We start from the raw sequence: 19,527 nt of genomic DNA, 5'->3' as shown, positions 1-19,527 counted from the left end.
TTGGTATCGGATATTGGATCCAATATTCAATATAAAATTTTTACATCCCCGCCGTGTTGCGTTAGCCTGCGGGAAAAGCGGTAGCTGACAGCGTGGAAAATGGCGAAATTTCAAACCGTTGACATCGGGCGCTCGGCCTCGGCGGCCAGCATCATCTTTGCCGCCCTGCGCCGCGCCATTGTCGAGGGCGACCTGGCCGATGGTGAACCGCTCAGGCAGGACGAGATCGCCCGCAGCTTCAACACCAGCCGCATCCCGGTGCGCGAGGCGCTGACCATGCTGGAGCAGCAGGGGCTGGTGAAAACCGAACGCTACAAGGGCGCCGTGGTGGCGGGCCTGTCGATGGCCGAGGCGACCGAGATCTTCGATTTCCGAGCGCTGGTCGAGGCCGAGGTGATGCGCCGGTCCGTACCCAACATGACGACCGAGGTGCTGGACACCGCCCGCGCCTGCCTGGAACGCTTCGCCGCCGGCAGCGACCCGATGCAATATGGAGATCTGAACCGCGAGTTTCACGAAACGCTCTACCGCGCCTCGGCCCTGCCCTATCACCTGGGGGTCATTGAAAACGCGATGGACCGGATCGACCGCTATCTGCGCGCGCAACTGGTGCTGAGCGATGGCATGGACCGCGCCCGGCGCGAGCATCTGGTCATTCTCGACGCCTGCGCCAAGGGGGAAGCCGAACGCGCCGCCAGCCTGACCGCCGAGCATATCCGGGGCGCCCGGGACTCGCTGGCCGAACATATGGGAGCAGGCAGCCGGTAAGCCCGCAAACCGCAAGAATCCGATTGCCGGAAAATCACCACAAACGGTTTCAAGTTGTTGCGATCCTTGTCTATGCTGACCCGACAACCGACCAAGGCGTTGGAAGCAAACGGCCCAAAGTGCATTTCGCGCCCCCTGTGCGGCAACCGCAAGTTTGGCCTTGGACGAATCGAACCCCGCCGTTAAACGGCGACCCGTTACCGGACCCCAGCCGCAAGAAAGGCCGAACCGCTTGAAACATCTTCTTGACGCACCGCATTCCATCTATGGCGTGGACAAATGGGGCAAGGGCCTGATTGTGGTGACAGAAGAGGGCGAAATCGGGCTCCGCAATCCACTCCGGCCCGAGGCCGCTACTGTCAGCCTCCCCGACATTCTGCGCGACCTCGAACAGCGCGGTATCCGCGCGCCGATGCTGCTGCGGATCAGTTCCTATCTCGAAAACGAGATCTGCCATATCAACGACAGCTTTGCCGACGCCATCGCCCGCTCGGGTTACAAGGGGGCCTATCGCGGCGTGTTCCCGATCAAGGTCAACCAGCAGGCGCAGGTGATCGACCGCATTGTCGAGTTTGGCCACCGCTACAATTACGGGCTCGAGGCCGGCTCGAAACCCGAACTGGTGATCGCGCTGGCGCACAAGCTGGCGCCCGAGGCGCTGATCGTCTGCAACGGGGTCAAGGATGCCGAGTTTGTCCGGCTTGCCATTCTCAGCCGCAAACTGGGTTTCAACACCGTCATCGTGCTGGAAAGCCCGAAAGAGGCCGATACCGTCATCGAGGTCTATAACGAGCTCGGGATCGAACCCCTGCTGGGCGTCCGCGTGAAGCTCACCAACCAGATCAGCGGCAAATGGGAGGAAAGCTCGGGCGACCGCTCCTCGTTTGGCATGAATACCGACCAGCTGGTGCGCGTGGTGGACAAGCTGCGCGATGCCGGTCTGATCCATTGCCTGAAACTGCAACACTCGCATCTGGGCAGCCAGGTGCCCGACGTCAACGACGTGCGCCGCGCCGTGGGCGAGGCCTGCCGCTACTTCACCGAACTCAGCGCCGAAGGCGTGCCGCTCAGCCACCTGGACCTGGGCGGTGGTATGGGTGTCGATTACACCGGCGAAAAACGCGCCACCGAAAACTCGATCAACTACACGGTCGAGGAGTACTGCGCCAACGTGGTGGAAACCGTCGCCTATGCGATGGACGAGGCCGGTATCGCGCATCCCACCATCGTCACCGAAAGCGGCCGAGCAGTGGTGGCGACCTCGTCATTGCTGGTGTTCAACGTGCTCGAAAGCACGCTGTACGACGCGCCCACCGCGCCTGGTGTGGAACCCGACGATCACCATCTGGTGGCCGATCTGGCTGCGGTGAACGGCTATCTGACACCCGCGCGGCTTCAGGAATGCTGGAACGACGCCACCTTCTATCGCAACGAATTGCGGGCCCTCTTCCGCCGCGGCTATGTGGACCTGCGTCAGATGGCCCGGGCCGAACGCATCTATCTGTCGCTGATGGCCCGGATCAAGACCATGGTGGCCGAGGTCGAGGCCGAGACCGATCTCGACGCGCAGATGGAAAAGATCGCCGATATCTACCACTGCAACTTTTCACTGTTCCAGTCGTTGCCCGATGTCTGGGCCATCGACCAGCTGCACCCGATCGTGCCGCTTCAGATGCTGAACCAGACGCCCGACCGCCGCGCGGTCCTGTCCGACATCACCTGCGACAGCGACGGCAAGGTCGACCGCTTCATCCTCGCCGATGGCGTGTCGCCCTCACTGCCGGTGCATTCGCTGCCCGAGGATCAGGAGTACTATCTCGGCGTCTTCTTCGTCGGCGCCTACCAGGAAACGCTGGGCGATCTGCACAACCTGTTTGGCGACACCAACGTGGTCACCATCGACCTGCGCGCCGATGGCGGGTTCGACCTGCTGCACGAGCAGGAGGGCGATACCATTTCCGAGGTGCTGTCTTACGTCGAATACGACCCGGCCGATTGCGTCGCCGCCTTCCGAAAGCTGGTCGATGGCGCCATTTCCAACGGCTGCCTCAAGGCCAGCGAACGCAAGCTGATCATCGGCGCCTATCGCGACAGCATCAACGGCTATACCTATTACGAATAACCCACCAGCCAGAGGAGACTTTCCCATGGGCAAAACACTCGTTGTCGGCGCAGGTGGCGTCAGCCACGCCGCCGTTCACAAGATGGCCATGAATTCCGACATCTTCACCGAGATCACTCTGGCCAGCCGGACCAAGGCGAAATGCGACGCCATCGCCGCCTCGGTCAAGGAGCGCACCGGCGTAACGATCAAGACCGCCGCGCTCGATGCGATGGACGTGGCCGCCACCGTTGCGCTCATCAAGGAGACCGGCGCCGAAATCCTCGTCAATCTCGCCCTGCCCTACCAGGATCTCAAGCTGATGGATGCCTGCCTCGAGGCTGGCTGCCACTACCTTGATACCGCGAACTATGAGCCCGAGGATGTGGCCAAGTTCGAATACCACTGGCAATGGGCCTATCAGGACAAGTTCAAGGCCGCCGGCCTGACCGCGATCCTCGGCTCGGGATTCGATCCGGGCGTGACCTCGGTCTTTGCCACCTGGCTCAAAAAACACAAGCTTTCGACCATCCGGCAGATCGACGTGCTGGATGCCAATGGCGGCTCGAACGATCAGGCATTCGCCACCAATTTCAACCCCGAGATTAACCTGCGCGAGGTTCTGGCCGAGGCGCGGCACTGGGAAAATGGCGCCTGGCAGGTCACGCCCGCCATGACTCACAAGGTCGAGTTCGATTTCCCCGGCATCGGGCCCAAGAACATGTACCTGATGTATCACGAGGAACTGGAGAGCCTCTCGACCCACTTCCCCGAGATCGAGCGCGCCCGCTTCTGGATGACATTCGGCGACGCGTACATCATGCATGCCAAGGTGCTGGAAAATGTCGGCATGACCCGCATCGACCCGGTCATGCATGACGGCAAGGAAATCATCCCGATCCAGTTCCTCAAAACCCTGCTGCCCGATCCCGGCACGCTGGCCGAGGAAACCAAGGGCAAGGCCTGCATCGGCGATATCGCCACGGGTCAGGCCAAGGACGGATCGGGAGAGAAGACCTATTACATCTACAATATCTGCGACCACGAGGAATGCTTCCGCGAAGTCGGCAGCCAGGCGGTTTCCTACACCACCGGCGTGCCGGCGATGATCGGCGCGGCGCAGGTGCTCAAGGGCAACTGGGTGGAACCGGGCGTGTGGAACATGGAACAGCTCGACCCCGATGACTACATGGACATGCTGAACAATCACGGCCTGCCCTGGCAGGTCCATGAACTCGACGGCCCGGTCGAGTTCTGAAACATTGCCCGGCGGCAACGCCGGGCAGCGCCCGACCCGCCCCATGGGCGGGCGCTACGCTTCCGCCCCGGTTCGGGCGCTGCCCTCGTCACTTGGAGCACCCCAATGTCCGACATGATGCAAACTCAGGCCGGTGATGCCGGCGCCTTCCGCGCCTTCGACCTGTCCCGCGTGCCCACGCCCTGTTTCGTGGTGGACGAGGTCGCCATCGAGCGGAACCTCAAGATCCTGCGCGACATTTCCGACCGCTCCGGCGCGCATGTGCTGTCGGCGCTCAAGGCATTTTCCATGTTCGCCCTCGCCCCGCTGGTGCGACAATATCTCGGCGGCACCTGCGCCAGCGGCATCTACGAAGCGCGGTTGGGGCGCGAGGAATACGGCGGCGAAGTCGCCACGTTCTGCGCTGGCTACAAGGAGCAGGATATCGACGAGATCCTCTCGCTCAGCGACCACGTCATCTTCAACAGCCCGGCGCAAAAGGACCGCTTTCTCTCCCGCGCCCAGGCGGCGGGTGTGCAGGTGGGTCTCAGGATCAACCCCGAACATTCCGAGGGCGAGATCGCCAAATACGACCCCTGCGCGCCCTGCTCCCGCCTTGGCACCCCGGTCAGCCAGTTGACGCCTGAGGCCCTGAAAGGCGTCGACGGGCTGCACATGCACACGCTCTGCGAGCAGGGGTTCGAGCCCTTGCAGCGCACCTGGACTGCGGTAGAGGCGAAGCTCGCCCCCTATCTGCCCGGCCTCAAATGGCTCAACTTCGGCGGCGGTCATCACATCACCCGCGCCGATTACGACCGCGACGCGCTGGTGGAATTCATCAAGGGCATCCGGGAAAAACACGGGCTGGACGTCTATCTCGAACCCGGCGAGGCGGTGGCGCTGGATGCCGGTATCCTCGTCGGCGAAATCCTCGACCTGCCGACCAATGGCATGGACCTCGCCATCACCGATATCTCGGCCACTTGCCACATGCCCGACGTGATCGAGGCGCCCTATCGCCCTGCCCTGATGGACGAGGCCGAGAGCGGCCACACCTACCGTCTGGGCGGCCCTTCCTGCCTCGCCGGTGACGTGATCGGGGATTACACCTGGGACCAGCCGCTGACCATCGGCCAACGCTTCGCCTTTCTCGACCAGGCGCATTATTCGATGGTCAAGACCAACACCTTCAACGGCGTGCCTCTGCCCACGATCGCGCTGTGGAACAGCGACACCGACGCGCTGCGCATCATCCGCCAATTCGACTATTCCGACTTCAAGGACCGTCTCTCATGAGCATCTTCCTCGACAGCGAACTGACCGCGACCGAGCGCGGCGAAGACGCCCGTTTCCGCATCATCCCGGTTCCACTTGAGCGCACCGTCTCTTATGGCTCGGGCACCGCCGCCGGTCCGGCGGCGATCCTCGAGGCGTCAAACGAGCTTGAACGCATCACCAACGGCGCCGAACCCTGCGCGCAGGGTATCTTCACCGAACCGCCGCTCGACTGCGACGGCCCCATGCCCGAGGTGATGGAGCGCCTCGCCCAACGGACCGAGGCCGCCATCCGCGCGGGCCGCGTACCGGTCACGCTGGGGGGCGAACATTCGCTGAGTTATGGCGCGGTAATGGGCGTGGCCCGCGCCCTGGGTCAGCCGCTGGGACTGGTGCAAATCGACGCCCATGCCGACCTGCGCATCGCCTATCAGGGCGAGAAACACAGCCATGCCTCGGTCATGCACCTGCTCACCGAAGAGGGTATTCACCTCGCGCAATTCGGCGTCCGCGCCCTTTGCCAGCAGGAAATGGACGAGCGCGCCAGACACGGCGTGTTCTACAAGGATGCCGAGGAACTGGTCACAGGCAACATCCAAGCCATCGACCTGCCCGAGGATTTCCCCGAGCTGGTTTATGTCAGCTTTGATGTCGACGGTCTGGACCCGGCCCAGATGCCCGCAACCGGCACGCCAGTGCCCGGCGGCCTCGGTTACTATCAGGCGCTGCACCTGGTCGAGCACGCACTCAAGGGCCGCAAATGTGTCGGGCTCGACGTGGTTGAACTGGCGCCCGACGGCAATGCCGCCTGGGATTTCACCACAGCCCAGATCGTCTATCGCCTGATGGCCGCCTGCACCGAGTGAAAGAGAACGCCGGCCATTCCGAAAACGAATGATCGGCATTCCCTTTTTCTGCGTTCCCCGCAAGAGGCAAAGCGCCTAGCCTCAGATCACATCGCTGACCGGGGCTGCTCATGAATGATGCGTCAACTCCCGCCCTCACACGCCTCGGCACCTTTGTCGCCGAGGCAGCGCTGACGGCTGACGACCTCTCGCATGATCAGTTACGCGCCGCGGTGGCCGACTGCCTCGGCTGCATTCTCGCAGGCGTCGGCATGCCGGTCTCTGCCAAGGCCCGCGCCGCGGTTCGCGCCATGGGCATCGGCGGCACCGCAGCGGTTCTGGGCACGGGACAGCGCACGGCACCTGCGCAAGCGGCCTTCCTGAACGCGACCGCCGGCCACGCACTCGACTTCGACGATTGGGAAGCCCCCGGCAACACCCATCCGACAGTGGTGATCCTGCCCGCGCTGCTCGCCTGCACACGCCCCGGGACGGCAGGCGCCGACCTGATCGCGCCCTACCTTGCCGGGTTCGAGGTGATCGCCCGGCTTGGCGAAGCGCTGAACCTTGAACATTACGGGGCCGGTTGGCACTCAACCGCAACGCTGGGCACTCTGGGGGCGACGGCAGCCGTCGCCCGCCTGATGCGGCTCGACGCCCGACACAGCGCCCATGCGATGGCGCTGGCGATCAGCCGCGCCACCGGATACACCTGCCAGTTCGGCAGCAACGCCAAACCGTTGCAGGCCGGTTTCGCAGCGCAAGCCGCCGTGGAATGCGCCTATCTGGCTGCGGCCGGGGCCGAAGGCCAGTTGCATGCGCTCGACCACGCGGGCGGCTTTGCCGCGCTGACCGGCGGTGCCAATCCGCAGCGCCTGCGCGACGCGCTCGACCGGCTTGGCCAGCCGCTGGCGCTGAGCGAACATGGGATCGCGCTCAAGCCCTGGCCAAATTGCAGCTACACCCACCGCCTGATGACCACCTTACTGGGCCTGCGCGACGGTCTGCGGCCCGAAAGCATCGCCCGCATCGACCTGCACCTGCCCGATGTGCATGCCGCGATCCTACCGTTTCACCAGCCCCGCGACCATGGCGAGGCGCTGTTCAGCCTGCCCTTCGCATGCGCCATGGCCCTGGTTCACGGCGACCTGACGCTGGCCGATACCGCGCGCGAAGCCTGGACCGATCCCCAGATCGTCACCCTGATCCGCCGCACCCATGTGCACCCGTTCCATCCCCGGCGGCCAGAACTCAACTTCGACCCTGAGGAACCCGACCGGGCCGTGGTGACACTGGATGACGGGAAGGTCCTCACCTCGACCTGCACCTATCCGCTTGGTGCACCGCAGAACCCACTTGCAGCGGACCGGATCAAGGCCAAACTGGACGCCAATATCGCGCCACGCCTCGCAGGCCTCGCCGATACCCTGCTAGACTGGCCCGCGGCGCCCGACCTTCTCGACCTCATCGATAAGATCGCGGACCCGGCCTGAGCCTCAGAGGTCGATTTCGACCACCCCATCTGGTTTCGCCGCGCGCGACTGGCACAGGATGATCGCGCTCTCGCGCTGTTTCTTCGACAGCACAAAATCGCGATGCTCCACCTCGCCCGCGACCAGCCCGCATTTGCAAACGCCACAGATCCCGTCGGAACATTTCACGTCGACATGGAACCCGCTCTCGTTCAGCACCTGCGCCGCGTCCTTGTCCGCCGGCACCTCCAGCACCCGACCGGACCGGGCAAGTTTCAGGGTAAAGGGATGGTTCTCATAATCCGGCTGCTCGGGGACCGAGAAATACTCCAGATGCCGCGCCTCTTCGGGGAACCCCTGCCGCTCGGCGGCCTGCATCACCCCGTCCATGTAGCGATCCGGCCCGCAGGTATAGACATGCCAGCCGGGCTGATAGCCTGATAACACCGTGTCGAGATCGGCGCGCGTGCCCTCGTCCGAGAAATGCAGATGCACCCGGCCGGCCCACGGCATGTCGGCAAGGTCCGCCAGATATCCCGCCCCCGCCCGGGTCGAGGCGGAATAATGCAGCTCGAACTCCGCGCCCAGCGCGTGCAACCGATGGGCAAAGGCGATCATCGGCGTGATGCCGATGCCGCCGCCCATCAGGAAGGTGCGCGTCGCGCCCTCCTCCAGCTCGAAATGGTTGATCGGTTTAGAGATGAAAACCTTGCGCCCTTCGGCAAAGATCCGGTGCATCAACTTAGACCCGCCGCGCCCCTCATCCTCGCGCAAGACACCGATCTGATACTTCGTCCGGTCAGCCGGATCGCCCGACATCGAATATTGCCGCAGGAACTCGGGCGCGACCAGCACGTCCAGATGCGCCCCTGCCGTCCATTCCGGCAAGGGCGCACCATCGAGCGCCGAGAACTCGTATTTCGTCACATCGCCGGTCATCTTCTCGGCCCGCTTGACCGCCACGCGGATCACCGGGGCGCTCTCGGCATCCGGCACGGAATAGCGGTGCACCACCGACATATCCCCTGCCGACATGCGCGACCTGTATTCGTCTGCCGTCACCATCGCCTCATAGGCGGCAATCCCCGCCTCGCGATCCATCGGAAACGGATAAGGCCAGGGATGCGGCGCCAGCGGCGCGGGATAGACGGCCAGCGTCTGATCCTCGTATTTCAGGTCCAGATCCTTTTGCAGGCCGCGCCTGTTCAGCGGATGGGCCGAGGACCGATAGGCCCCGTCCGCCTGCAACTCGATATCCCACCACCATTTCTTGACGTCATTCAGGCCGCCATGGCCCACCGCATCGTCCAGCCGCGCCAGCGCAGGGGCCGCCGCCGGAATGGTCATCGCCGCCCAGCGGAACGGGCGTTCGGCGAATATCCCCTCCAGATTCCAGGGACAGGTCTTCATGCAGCGCCCACACATCGCGCCGCCCTGGGTGGTGATGCGGTAGGTGGCGCATTTCTGGCTGTCGGATTTCCAGATCTCGTAGCCGTTGAACATCAGCTTCGGCCCGGCGGTGATCGCGCCCGACGGGCATTCGCGGGCGCATTTGTTGCAGCTCTCGCAGAACTTTTGCAGACCAAAGTCGATGGGTTTGTCGTGGGTGATCGGCATGTCGGTCGTCACCACGCCGGATTTCAGGCGCGGGCCAAGGTAGGGGTTCAGGATCACCTCGCCGATACGGCTGACCTCGCCTAGGCCAGAAAGCAGTAGAAGGGGCGGCTGCAACACCTCGCCATCCATCACCGTATGCGCCTTGGCCTTGTAGCCAAGGTTGCGGATCTGCTGCGCGATCACGCCGCCCAGCAGCGAGAAACGCAGATAGGCGCGCATGGATTGCGCCACCGCGATCCAGTCGTCGCCACTCGACCCCTCCATCGTCTCGTATCCCTGGTCGATGATCATGCTGACCGCCTGATCATGCGGCGGGGTGATCACCTCGCCAGTAGCGTCATGGCTGTACCACGCCCACTCCGGGCAGCGGCTGAGCCCAACCGCATCGACCCCCAGGAAATAACTCGCCGCTTTCAGGTTGGCGGCGTTGCGGGCGGCGCTTTCCTGTTTGTACAAAACAGCACTTTCGCCATCCTGAAGCAGTACAAAAGCGCCAAGTGCGCGTCTTTGGGCAAAACTGGGCGCTGCCTTGCGCACATAATGGCCGCCCTTCGCCCCCTCTTGCAACGCCTTGCCCATGTCGCCGAATTGCGCCCGCGCGAACATATCCGCGCGCTTTGGGACACGGGCAACATTGGCCTCGTCGATATAGGTCGTCGGAGTTTCGGCGCGCTTCAGCTTTTCGAAAGGATGCGCCCCGTCGACATAGCGCCGTTTCGCATAAACATCTCGGTTCATTGCGTTTTTTGAGAATCCGGCGCCCAGCCACCAGGCCGGACCCTGGGTTTTGAACCAGGGTTGTGCACCCATCGGCGCAAGGGCCACATCGTGGGTGATCTCCATTTCGGTTGTCACCGCCGCCAGACCGAAACGAGTCCCCAGCCAGGGCGCGACCAACTGACCTTCCTCGGCTGTCACCAACCCCGCCGCCACCGCCAGCCGACCAAGATCCACATCCGTAGAGGTCATCGAATGCGCTCGCGCATCGAACCCTAACAGTCTGATATAATTTGCAATTACCACCGCATTCTCGGTGGCCAGCAAACAGGCGCGATGATCCTGCGCATCAAGGATCCAATCGCTTCCCGGCTCCTCCGGCGCAGGATCGCGGTTGTGTTCATAGAGAAAAACGATGGCATGGCGGTGGCTGTCGATACCGGTGGGATCTGCCTCCATGCTCTCTTTCAGGTCCGCCATGATCACGTCGATACCCGAGGCCAGCGTCTTGGTCTGGCGCGTCCGAAGCGCCTCGGCCAGCCGGTCGATATCGGTGTTGCGCCGGGGCACCGGCAACAGCGCCTCGGCCGGGAGCGGGCCGCAGCCGATCATTGAAGCGTCGTTGAAATACCCGAATGCTTTCAGATGGTTGGCGCGCTCTTGTGGATCGGCTGGGATGTCCGCCCGCGCCGGATTGACAATCCCGTCACGGATCGCATCGAGCATCGCCTGAAACTCGCCCATCGCGTTGACGATGCTTTCCGGCCGCTCCGGCCGGTGAAAGCTGAGCGCGGGCATCCCTGGCACGTTCGTCAGGTCCGGCGTCCGCTCACGCCGGGCCAGCCGTTCCAGCGGATAGGGACCCAAATGCACCGGACGTCTCTTGTCCGAAATGAAACGAATACCCATCGCGCGCCTCCCATCTTTCCTCTGCCCTATCTCCGAATGGACACAAAAACCATTCATGCCTAATCATAGACTTCATGAAGGAAATCGATTTTACTGATCTCGACGGCAAGGTGCTGCGCGCCTTTTTGACCATACTCGAAGAAAGTTCGGTCTCGCGTGCCGCCGACCGGTTGGGTGTGACGCAATCCGCAGTCAGCCACACACTGGCGAAACTGCGTGCGGTGCTGGGGGATCCGCTGTTCGTCCGCTCCGGTCAGGGGCTGACCCCGACCGAACGCGCGCTGGCGCTGCGGGAGCCGGTGCAAAGGGTTCTCGACGGCATGCGCGGGCTGACCGATGGTCGTCCATTCGACCCAATGTCCGAGGAGATGGAGTTTCATATTGCTGTCAATGACTTGCAGCGCGAGTTGATCTTTCCCCACTTGTTCAGGGTCGCCCGCACCGAGGGGGTACAACTCAGGCTGGGTTTCCTGCCCTCGGGCGTTCCGGGGCCCGATCTGTTGCGCAGCGACCGCTGTCAACTGATGCTGACGCCCCTGCCGCCGGACGGGCCTGACATCTTTCAGAAACGGCTGTTTTCAAGCCCGCTCATGGTGTTCCACGACGCCGCCCAAGGGCAACCGCCCAGGAGTTGGGAAGAGTACTGTGCCGCAGACCATGTCGAGGTGCGCTTTCCCGACGGACGCAACGCGCGCGCGGTCATGCAGGGTGTGGACCAGAGTCAGATCCGCCCCCCAACAGTCATCCTGCCGCATTTCAATGCCATCCCGGCCTTTGTCAAAGGCAGCACCCTGATCTCAACCGACACCGCGCTGATGAAGCGCGGGCCGTTGGCGACCCTGGACTGCGCCCCGCTGCCGTTTCAGTGCCCGCCGGTGTCGATCTACATGGTCTGGCACCAGCGCTCGGCCTCGGATCCGGCGCACCTTTGGCTACGCGCCCGGGTCGAGGAAATCGCGGCACGGCTTCAGAGCTAGATGGCACGACGCCGGAACCCGGAACAGTCTTGGCCCATTGGGGCCCAACTGGCTATGCTGGATCATCGTCCAAATGGAGTTTGGGTATGACAGACAAAGTTGCGTTAATCACCGCCGGCGGCAGCGGCATGGGCGCGGACGCCGCACGCCGATTGGCCGCCGACGGTTTCCACGTCGGCATCCTGTCCTCGTCCGGCAAGGGTGAGGCCTTGGCGGCCGACCTGGGGGGGCTGGGCGTGACCGGTTCCAACCAGTCGAACGACGATTTGCAGCGGCTGGTCGACGCGGCGATGGAACGCTGGGGCAGGATAGACGTTCTGGTGAACTCGGCCGGACACGGGCCCCGCGCACCCATTCTGGATCTCTCGGACGAAGACTGGCACCGGGGGATGGAGGTCTATTTCCTCAACGCCGTGCGCCCGACCCGGCTGGTTACCCCGATCATGCAGGCGCAGGGGGGCGGCTCGATCATCAATATCTCGACCTTCGCCGCGTTCGAACCCGATCCGGTCTTTCCCACCTCGGGCGTGTTCAGGGCCGGTCTGGCCGCATTCTGCAAGCTTTACGCCGACCGATATGCCGCCCAGAACATCCGCATGAACAATATCCTGCCCGGCTTCATCGACAGCCTGCCGGAAAAGGAAGAGTTCCGCAGCCGCATCCCGATGGGGCGCTACGGCCGCAGCTATGACGAGATCGCCTCGGTCATCGCCTTGCTGGCATCAGAGGGCGGCGGGTACATCACCGGGCAGAACATCCGCGTCGATGGCGGCATAACCCGTTCGGTCTGACGCTTCGGTCAATACCCGATCCGCGCCTTGATCAGATGCATCAGCGTAGCGCCGGTCTCAAAGTATGCCTGCTGCAAGCCCGTCATACGCTCGGCATGGCCTCCGATGGCGGCGAGGGGCAATTTGCCTTCGTCACCGCTGATCAAGGCCTCGGCCATGCCCTTGCCAAACAGCGTTCCGGGGCCAATGCCCCGGCCGGAATAGCCATGCGCCGCCAGCGCATTGGGGCCCGGACGCGTAATCTTGGGGATATGGTCCGAGGTCATGGCGATCCGCCCGTGCCAGCCCATCTGTAACGGCTGATCCGCCAGCACCGGGAACAGCTGCGCCAGCTTGCGGCGCACCCAGGCGGTATGAATGCCACTCGCAGCGTGCCCCAGATCGCCCATGGCCCCGATGATCATGCGCCCCGCCGCGTCCATCCGGAACGAAGACATGACCAGAGCTGTATCCCAGCACCCCTCGCCGCCCGGCAGGATGGTTGCCCGCAACTTGTCAGGCAAGGGCGCGGTGGCGTACTGGAAGTAGTGGACCGGCACATAGGCCGGTACCTGGGTGTTCAATCCCTGATGATAGGCATTCGTGGCCTGGATCAATGCCCGCGCCCGAACCGTGCCCCCCTGAGTTCGCGCTGACCAGGTACCGTTTTGATGGCTGAGTTCCACAACCGAACTATTGCCGTGGATCCGTGCGCCAGCCGCCTGAGCCGCGCGCGCCACTCCCCGGACATAACCCAAGGGCTGGATGGTTCCGGCCCGGGGATCGAAAAGCGCGCCGTGGAACGCATCCGACCCGGTGCGCTTCGCGGTTTCCCCAGCCGAAAGCAACGCGACCGGTGCGCCCGTCGCGGCAAGCTGCGCATGCCGTTTGCGCAAGTCGGCCAGACCGGCAGCGGAATGGGCACAGTGCAGGGTTCCATTGCGGACCGGTTCACAAGCGATGTCATATCGCGCGATCAGGTCATAGACATAGGCCGGCGCTCCGGCCAGCAAAGCGATCAGCCGGTCGCCGGCCTGCTGCCCCAGATGGGCCCGGATGTCATCCGGCGGCAGCCATAGCCCGGCATTGGCCAACCCGACATTGCGGCCAGAGCCACCAAATCCGATCTCTTGCGCCTCAAGCAGGCAAACGCTGGCCCCGGCCTCTGCCGCATGCAGGGCCGCCGACAGGCCGGTGAACCCACCCCCGACAATGACCAGATCGACCGCCGTATCGAGATCCAGCGGAGGCGCCGAGACCTGTTCGAAGCAGGTCTTGTGCCAGAGGTTGCTGTCGTTTTCCGAAACCTTCGCCATGCTTCACCGCGTGTTTCCCGACACGTCGGGATGTTGGTCTTGAAATCTCAGCCCGCGCAAACCAGCCCGCGCTGGTCCTCACGCCCCATGGCAACCAGAAATGGTGCTTCGGACTGACGCGCCTGAAACGCCGCCTTGTCACCCATGCCGCGCCAATTGGCCAGGACCAGTGACTGCGCCACAGCACCGCCCAACGTGGCGCCGGGGCCGGTGACGATGAAGAGGTCAGGGGCAAACTCGCGCGCGGCGGTCTGCACGGCGCGGGTGAAATCATAAGGTTCGGTCACCTGATGGCCCAAGGTGTAGTCCCACAGCGCCCCGGTGTCGGTGGCGCCCGGCCACCAGATCTTGCCGCGCCCGTCGATCATCGGGCGGTTGGGCTGGGTAAACAGATCGACGCCCAGCCGTTGCCGCCCCTCAGCGGCAACAGGCGTCTGCAACCGGGTGTGAAAGGCGGCGTGATTGGCCAGCCGCATCGGAAAGCGTTCCTGGGCCACCGGCTGCGCCGCCTCGAAGGCCGACAGACCTGCCTCGTTTCCGGCCAAAACCAGCATGCCGCCCAGTTCGATGGACAGGGCCAGGTCATGTCCCGGCATGGCGTCGATCCGGGCCACATCCGCCAGCAGCGCCGCCTTGCGCGCGGGATCGTCCGCCCAATCCTCGCCGGTGAAAGGATAGACCAGCTGCCCGCCGATCAGCTGTTCCTGCATCAGCGTGCCCATAGTGTTGACCACCCGGAACCCGTTTTCCGGGCTCAGCGCCCCGGCGGCGGCCAGCGCGATATACCAGCCCATCGAATTGCCGGTGACGGCAACCACCTCGATATCCTCGGCCAGCGCCTGCGCATCGGCCAACGCGGCGGCATAGATCAGCGGCGAGGCCACATCTCCGCGCGAGTATTTGCCGACCGTAAACCGCTCGGCCCCGTCCAGCGTGGTCACCGCCTCCTGCCCCGCTTCGGCCCGGATGGCGTCAAAGGCGTGGAACATCTGCATCCGGGCGCCGTGGTGGCGGTGCAGATAGCCCAGTTCCGGTTTATTGTAGGTGCCCCGGCCGGGGCAGATCACGACAGCGGTACGTGTCATTTTGCAACTCCGGTGAGCGAGAGCGCGGCGGCCACGATGCCGTCCTTTGACGGCAGCGGGGCGGCATAGGCCGGGCCGGTGGCAATGAAGCAATCCTCGGCCACCACGCGGGCGGTCGCAGGGGCGCGACTTTCTTCGCAGAAGAAAGTCATCAGCGCCTCGGACTGGCTGCCGGTGCGGCGGCATTCGTCGACGATCAGCACGTGTTTGCACTCCCGCGTGGCCGCGCGCAGCGCCTCAGCGGGCAGCGGCGCCAGCCAGCGCAGGTCGATGATCCGCGCCTTGACCCCTGCCGCCTCGATCTCGGGCAGCGCCTGTTTGGACAGGTAATGACTATTGCCATAGGTGACGATGGCCAGATCGGTGCCGTCCCCATGCACCCCGACCTCTCCCAAGGCGATGCGCCGGTCGGGCGAAGGATAGGTGGTCATCCAGCCGCCGTCCTGCGCCCCGTGCAGATCGCGCATCGGGTAAAGCGCGATGGGCTCAAGGAACACCACCACCCGCTGCTCCTCGCGCGCCAGCCGAACACATTCGCGCAGCATCTGCGCCGCATCCGCCCCGGTCGAGGGGCAGGCGATGATCACGCCGGGAATGTCGCGCAGCACCGCCAATGAGTTATCATTGTGGAAATGCCCGCCGAACCCCTTTTGATACCCGAGCCCCGCGATGCGCAGCACCATCGGATTGGTGAACTGCCCGTTCGAAAAGAACGGCAGCGTCGCGGCCTCACCCCGGATCTGATCCTCGGCATTGTGCAAATAGGCGAGGAACTGGATCTCGGGGATCGGCAGGAACCCATTGTGCCCCATGCCAATGGCCAGCCCCAAGATGGACTGTTCGTCCAGAAGCGTGTCGATCATCCGGTCGGGGCCAAAGCGTTGTTGCAGCTTCTGGGTCACGCCATAGACACCGCCCTTGCGGCCCACATCCTCGCCCATGCACACGATCTCGCCATGTTCCAGCATCAAATCGGTCAGCGCCCAGTTGATCAGGCGGCTCATTGGCTGCGGCTCGTCCAGGGCGCGCATGTCGCCAGCAAAAGTGGCGGCCCGCACCTCGGCGCTGGGGCCATTGGTGGGTTTGCAGTCCCGCTTCGGCGGGATCAGGCTGGCCGCCACCTCGGCTACATTGGCCAGATGCGGGCGGGTCGCGGCCTCGGCCGCGATGCGGTCGGTGCGGGCGCAGGTCTGTTCATAGATCGCCAGCGCCTCCGAAGGCGACAGTGCGCCGTCCTCGGCGAGCAGCCGCACGCTGTGCAGCAGCGGGTCCATGGCCTCCTCGGCCTCGACCTCGGCGCGGGTCAGATAGGTGGTCGGCACATCCGCCCCGGCATGGCCATAGAGCCGCACGGTTTTCAGATGCAGGAAGGCGGGCTTGCGGCGGGTGCGGACATAATCGGCGGCCTCTTGCGCCACGGCATAGGTCTCGTAAATGTCCAGCCCGTTGGCCTGGAAATAGCGGATGCCGGGCCGATGCTCCATCGAGGCCTGAATCCAGCCCCGGGGCGTCTTGGTCGAAATGCCGATCCCGTTATCCTCGCAGACAAAGAGAAGCGGCAGCGGGATCGACTGCACGCTGGTCCAGCCGGCGGTGTTGATCGCGCCCTGCGCCGTGGAATGGTTGGCCGAGGCATCGCCAAAGGAACACATGGCAATCCCGTCCTCGGGTAATTGCCGGTGTTCGGGGGGGTGCCGCCGCGCCGCACCCAGGCTATAGGCCGCGCCCACGGCCTTGGGCAGGTGGCTGGCAATGGTCGAGGTCTGCGGCGGGATCATCAGCGCCTTGGACCCCAGCACCTTGTGCCGCCCTCCCGAGGACGGGTCCTCCTTGGAACAGGCAAAGCTGAGCAGCATGTCCCAGGCGATCTGCTGGCCCGGGACCTGCTCGGCCCGCGCGATCTGGAACGCCGCGTCGCGGTAATGCAGGAACGCGATGTCGGTCGGGCGCAGGGCCTGAGCCACCGCCGCCATCCCCTCATGGCCCGAGGAACCAATGGTGTAAAACCCCTGCCCTGCTTTCTGCATCGCCCGGCTGGTCCGGTCGAGCGCCCGGCTGAGCACCTGCGAGCGGTAAAGAGACACCGCCTGCTCTCGCGACAAACCCGGCCGCGGCGGCTCGCCCGTGGGCAGGTCGCCCGCGGCAACCCGGCTGAGGAAGTTCTCATGTACGATCTGGGCGCGGTCCATGGCTCGGCCTTCTGTTATGCTTGGGGGCGATCCCCCTGGTTACAACGCTGCGACAGTGCGGGCGATACGGGCAAGCCCTTCTTCAAGACTCTGCCTCGCATAAGCGAAGGAGAGGCGCAAATGCCCCGGCATGCCAAAGGCCCGCCCCGGCACCAGCGCCACCCCGGCCTTGTCCAGCAGATAGTGGCAGAATTCATGATCGACCGGCATCTGCGCGGGCGTCTTCGGGAACACATAGAACGCGCCATCGGGCGACGCACACTCAAGCCCCGCCGCGTTCAACCCGGATACCACCAGATCGCGCCGCGCCAGCATCTCGACCCGCCGCTCGGCCAGCAGGTCCTGCGGCCCGGTCAGTGCCGCCAGCGCCGCCGCCTGCGCGATGGAACAGGCGCCCGAGGTGATCTGCCCCTGTACTGCCACCATCGCTTTGATCAGCGGTGCCGGGCCGATACCCCAACCGATCCGCCAGCCGGTCATCGAATAGGCCTTGGACACGCCGTTCACGATCAGGGTGCGATCGGTCAGCGCCGGTACCGCCTGCACAAAGGGGATAAAGGGAACATAGGCCAGATGCTGGTAGATCTCGTCCGAGATCACCCAGACATGCGGATGACGTTCCAGCACCGCCCCCAGCGCCTGCAACTCGGCCTGCGAATAGATCGCACCGGTGGGGTTCGATGGCGTGTTGAGCAAGAGCCAGCGGGTGCGGGGGGTGATCGCCGCCTCCAGCTGCGCGGGCGTCAGCTTGAACCCTTGTTCACCCGGACAGTCCAGTACCATCGGCACGCCCCCCGACAGCCGCACCATATCGGCATAGCTGGTCCAGAACGGCGCAGTCGTGATCACCTCGTCGCCCGGGTCGAGCGTGGCGAGGAATGCGCCCGCCAGCACCTGCTTGGCTCCGGTCGAAACGATCACATGGGCAGGTTCCACCCCGGCCTCGGTGGCGATGGCCGCGCGCAGTGCCGGGGTACCCGCAGTGGCAGGATAACGGGTTTGCCCTGCCAGCGCCGCCTGATGGGCGGCCTCAATTACATGATCCGGGGTCGGAAAATCCGGCTCGCCGGTACTGAGCGCGACGATATCAGCGCCAGCGGTCCGCAATTGCGACGCCCGTTCCGAGATCTGCACGATCTCGGACAGCTCGATCCCGTCGAGCCTGCCCGCGCGCCGAAAACCGATTTCGCCGGATATGTTCACAGCCTTGCCCCACACTCAGGAGTTTCCCGCACTAGATCGCGCTGGATCATGCAAAAAACCAGTGATATTCCGGTCAAAAGGTATGAGGAAAAATCAAGTGATTGCCCCCCGCCGCTTTCTCCCCTCGATCTCCTCGCTACTGGCACTGGAGGCGGTCGACCGACTGGGCAGCGCTTCGGCCGCTGCCGAAGAACTGGCGCTGACCCAAAGTGCCATCAGCCGGCAGCTGAAAACGATGGAGGAGCAACTGGGAGTCGAGCTGGTCCAACGCGACCGGGTGCGGCTGCACCTGACGCCTGCGGCACAGGAATATGTACAGACCGCTCGCGCCGCATTGACCCAGCTGGCGCAGGCCTCACTGAAGCTCAAGGCCAACCCGACCGGTGGCACGCTCAGCCTGTCGATCCTGCCTGCCTTCGGCATGCACTGGCTGGCGCCCCGGCTACAGGATTTTGCACGACGCCACCCGGAGGTGTCGGTCAATCTCAGCACCCGGCTGAAACCCTTCGACTTTGCCAGCGAACCCTTCGATGCCGCCATCCACTTCGGGCGGCGCGACTGGGCCGGGGTCGATTACCTCAAGATCATGCGCGAGAAGGTGCTGCCGGTCTGTGCCCCTGAACTGAGGCAGAAGACGAACGACCCCACCTGGCTGCTCACCGCGCCGCTCCTGCATCTCGACACCCGCCCGGATGCCTGGGAACGCTGGTTCGCGGCCCAAGACCTTGCGGCGCCGGGGCTGCGCGGCATGCTGTTCGATCAGTTCTCGACCATGATCCCGGCAGTTGCCAACGGGCTGGGCGTAGCGCTGCTGCCCAGCTATCTGATCACGGATGATCTGGCCCGGGGCAGACTTGTCACTGCCTGTGACGGGCCCGCTGTAAGCCTGGGGAGCTATTATCTGGTCTGGCCAAAGGAACGCATGAGCGCGCCGCCGCTCGCCTCGTTCCGGGCCTGGCTGCAAGAGGCATTTGCATAAAAGCAGGGGCGCTGCCACTCTTGCCCTGCGGGCAATTCACCCCGGAGTATTTCCGACCAGAAAGAAG

Annotated in this window: 14 protein-coding genes; 9 read left to right on the top strand and 5 right to left on the bottom strand. The window is 64.2% G+C overall.

Features of this window, described 5'->3' with window-relative positions:
* Positions 1 to 99 precede the first annotated feature (99 nt).
* From G0P99_RS23145 to G0P99_RS23120, 6 genes are all read left to right on the top strand, one after another.
* Positions 100 to 768: a GntR family transcriptional regulator gene (locus tag G0P99_RS23145; RefSeq protein WP_164132858.1), complete on the top strand. Its 669-nt coding sequence runs from the start codon at positions 100 to 102 to the stop codon at positions 766 to 768.
* Between the two features lie 232 nt (positions 769 to 1,000).
* Positions 1,001 to 2,890, top strand: coding sequence for a biosynthetic arginine decarboxylase (speA, locus tag G0P99_RS23140; RefSeq protein WP_164132857.1), 1,890 nt, complete (start codon positions 1,001 to 1,003; stop codon positions 2,888 to 2,890).
* Positions 2,891 to 2,915: 25 nt separating this feature from the next.
* Positions 2,916 to 4,127 (top strand): saccharopine dehydrogenase family protein, encoded by a 1,212-nt coding sequence (locus G0P99_RS23135; RefSeq protein ID WP_164132856.1) that lies wholly within the window; start codon positions 2,916 to 2,918, stop codon positions 4,125 to 4,127.
* A gap of 105 nt (positions 4,128 to 4,232) precedes the next feature.
* Positions 4,233 to 5,402 carry a carboxynorspermidine decarboxylase gene (nspC, locus tag G0P99_RS23130; protein ID WP_164132855.1) on the top strand — a complete coding sequence of 390 codons (1,170 nt, stop codon included), beginning with the start codon at positions 4,233 to 4,235 and terminating at the stop codon, positions 5,400 to 5,402.
* Positions 5,399 to 6,247, top strand: coding sequence for an agmatinase (gene speB, locus G0P99_RS23125; RefSeq protein ID WP_164132854.1), 849 nt, complete (start codon positions 5,399 to 5,401; stop codon positions 6,245 to 6,247). Before nspC ends, speB begins: the two co-directional genes overlap by 4 nt.
* A gap of 110 nt (positions 6,248 to 6,357) precedes the next feature.
* Positions 6,358 to 7,719, top strand: a complete 1,362-nt coding sequence (locus tag G0P99_RS23120; RefSeq protein WP_164132853.1) for an MmgE/PrpD family protein — start codon at positions 6,358 to 6,360, stop codon at positions 7,717 to 7,719.
* Between the two features lie 3 nt (positions 7,720 to 7,722).
* On the opposite strand, the gene G0P99_RS23115 is transcribed toward G0P99_RS23120, so the two are convergent.
* Positions 7,723 to 10,941 (bottom strand): reductive dehalogenase, encoded by a 3,219-nt coding sequence (locus G0P99_RS23115; protein WP_164132852.1) that lies wholly within the window; start codon positions 10,939 to 10,941, stop codon positions 7,723 to 7,725.
* A gap of 74 nt (positions 10,942 to 11,015) precedes the next feature.
* Here G0P99_RS23115 and G0P99_RS23110 point away from each other — a divergent pair, with 74 nt between their 5' ends.
* The gene (locus tag G0P99_RS23110) at positions 11,016 to 11,918 is read left to right on the top strand and encodes a LysR family transcriptional regulator (RefSeq protein WP_164132851.1); all 903 of its coding nucleotides are present in this window, start codon (positions 11,016 to 11,018) and stop codon (positions 11,916 to 11,918) included.
* An 86-nt stretch (positions 11,919 to 12,004) separates the two neighbouring features.
* Positions 12,005 to 12,709, top strand: coding sequence for an SDR family oxidoreductase (locus G0P99_RS23105; RefSeq protein WP_164132850.1), 705 nt, complete (start codon positions 12,005 to 12,007; stop codon positions 12,707 to 12,709).
* Positions 12,710 to 12,717: 8 nt separating this feature from the next.
* Here G0P99_RS23105 and G0P99_RS23100 read toward each other — a convergent pair whose 3' ends face one another.
* From G0P99_RS23100 to G0P99_RS23085, 4 genes are read right to left on the bottom strand one after another with little or no spacing between them, the layout of a single operon-like run.
* The gene (locus G0P99_RS23100) at positions 12,718 to 14,004 is read right to left on the bottom strand and encodes an FAD-binding oxidoreductase (RefSeq protein ID WP_164132849.1); all 1,287 of its coding nucleotides are present in this window, start codon (positions 14,002 to 14,004) and stop codon (positions 12,718 to 12,720) included.
* Between the two features lie 47 nt (positions 14,005 to 14,051).
* Positions 14,052 to 15,089 carry an ACP S-malonyltransferase gene (locus G0P99_RS23095; RefSeq protein WP_164132848.1) on the bottom strand — a complete coding sequence of 346 codons (1,038 nt, stop codon included), beginning with the start codon at positions 15,087 to 15,089 and terminating at the stop codon, positions 14,052 to 14,054.
* Positions 15,086 to 17,278, bottom strand: a complete 2,193-nt coding sequence (locus G0P99_RS23090) for a dehydrogenase E1 component subunit alpha/beta (protein WP_164132847.1) — start codon at positions 17,276 to 17,278, stop codon at positions 15,086 to 15,088. Before G0P99_RS23090 ends, G0P99_RS23095 begins: the two co-directional genes overlap by 4 nt.
* A gap of 39 nt (positions 17,279 to 17,317) precedes the next feature.
* Positions 17,318 to 18,496, bottom strand: a complete 1,179-nt coding sequence (locus G0P99_RS23085) for a pyridoxal phosphate-dependent aminotransferase (protein WP_370462869.1) — start codon at positions 18,494 to 18,496, stop codon at positions 17,318 to 17,320.
* 82 nt (positions 18,497 to 18,578) lie between these two features.
* Between G0P99_RS23085 and G0P99_RS23080 the strand changes: the two genes are divergently transcribed.
* Positions 18,579 to 19,460, top strand: a complete 882-nt coding sequence (locus G0P99_RS23080; protein WP_164132846.1) for a LysR substrate-binding domain-containing protein — start codon at positions 18,579 to 18,581, stop codon at positions 19,458 to 19,460.
* The last annotated feature ends 67 nt before the right edge of the window (positions 19,461 to 19,527 follow it).

This window comes from Ruegeria sp. PrR005 (assembly GCF_010500245.1).
Lineage (GTDB): Bacteria > Pseudomonadota > Alphaproteobacteria > Rhodobacterales > Rhodobacteraceae > Ruegeria_B > Ruegeria_B marisflavi.
Note: the sequence above shows the minus strand (reverse complement) of the source record. Positions and strands in the feature narration are given on the sequence as shown.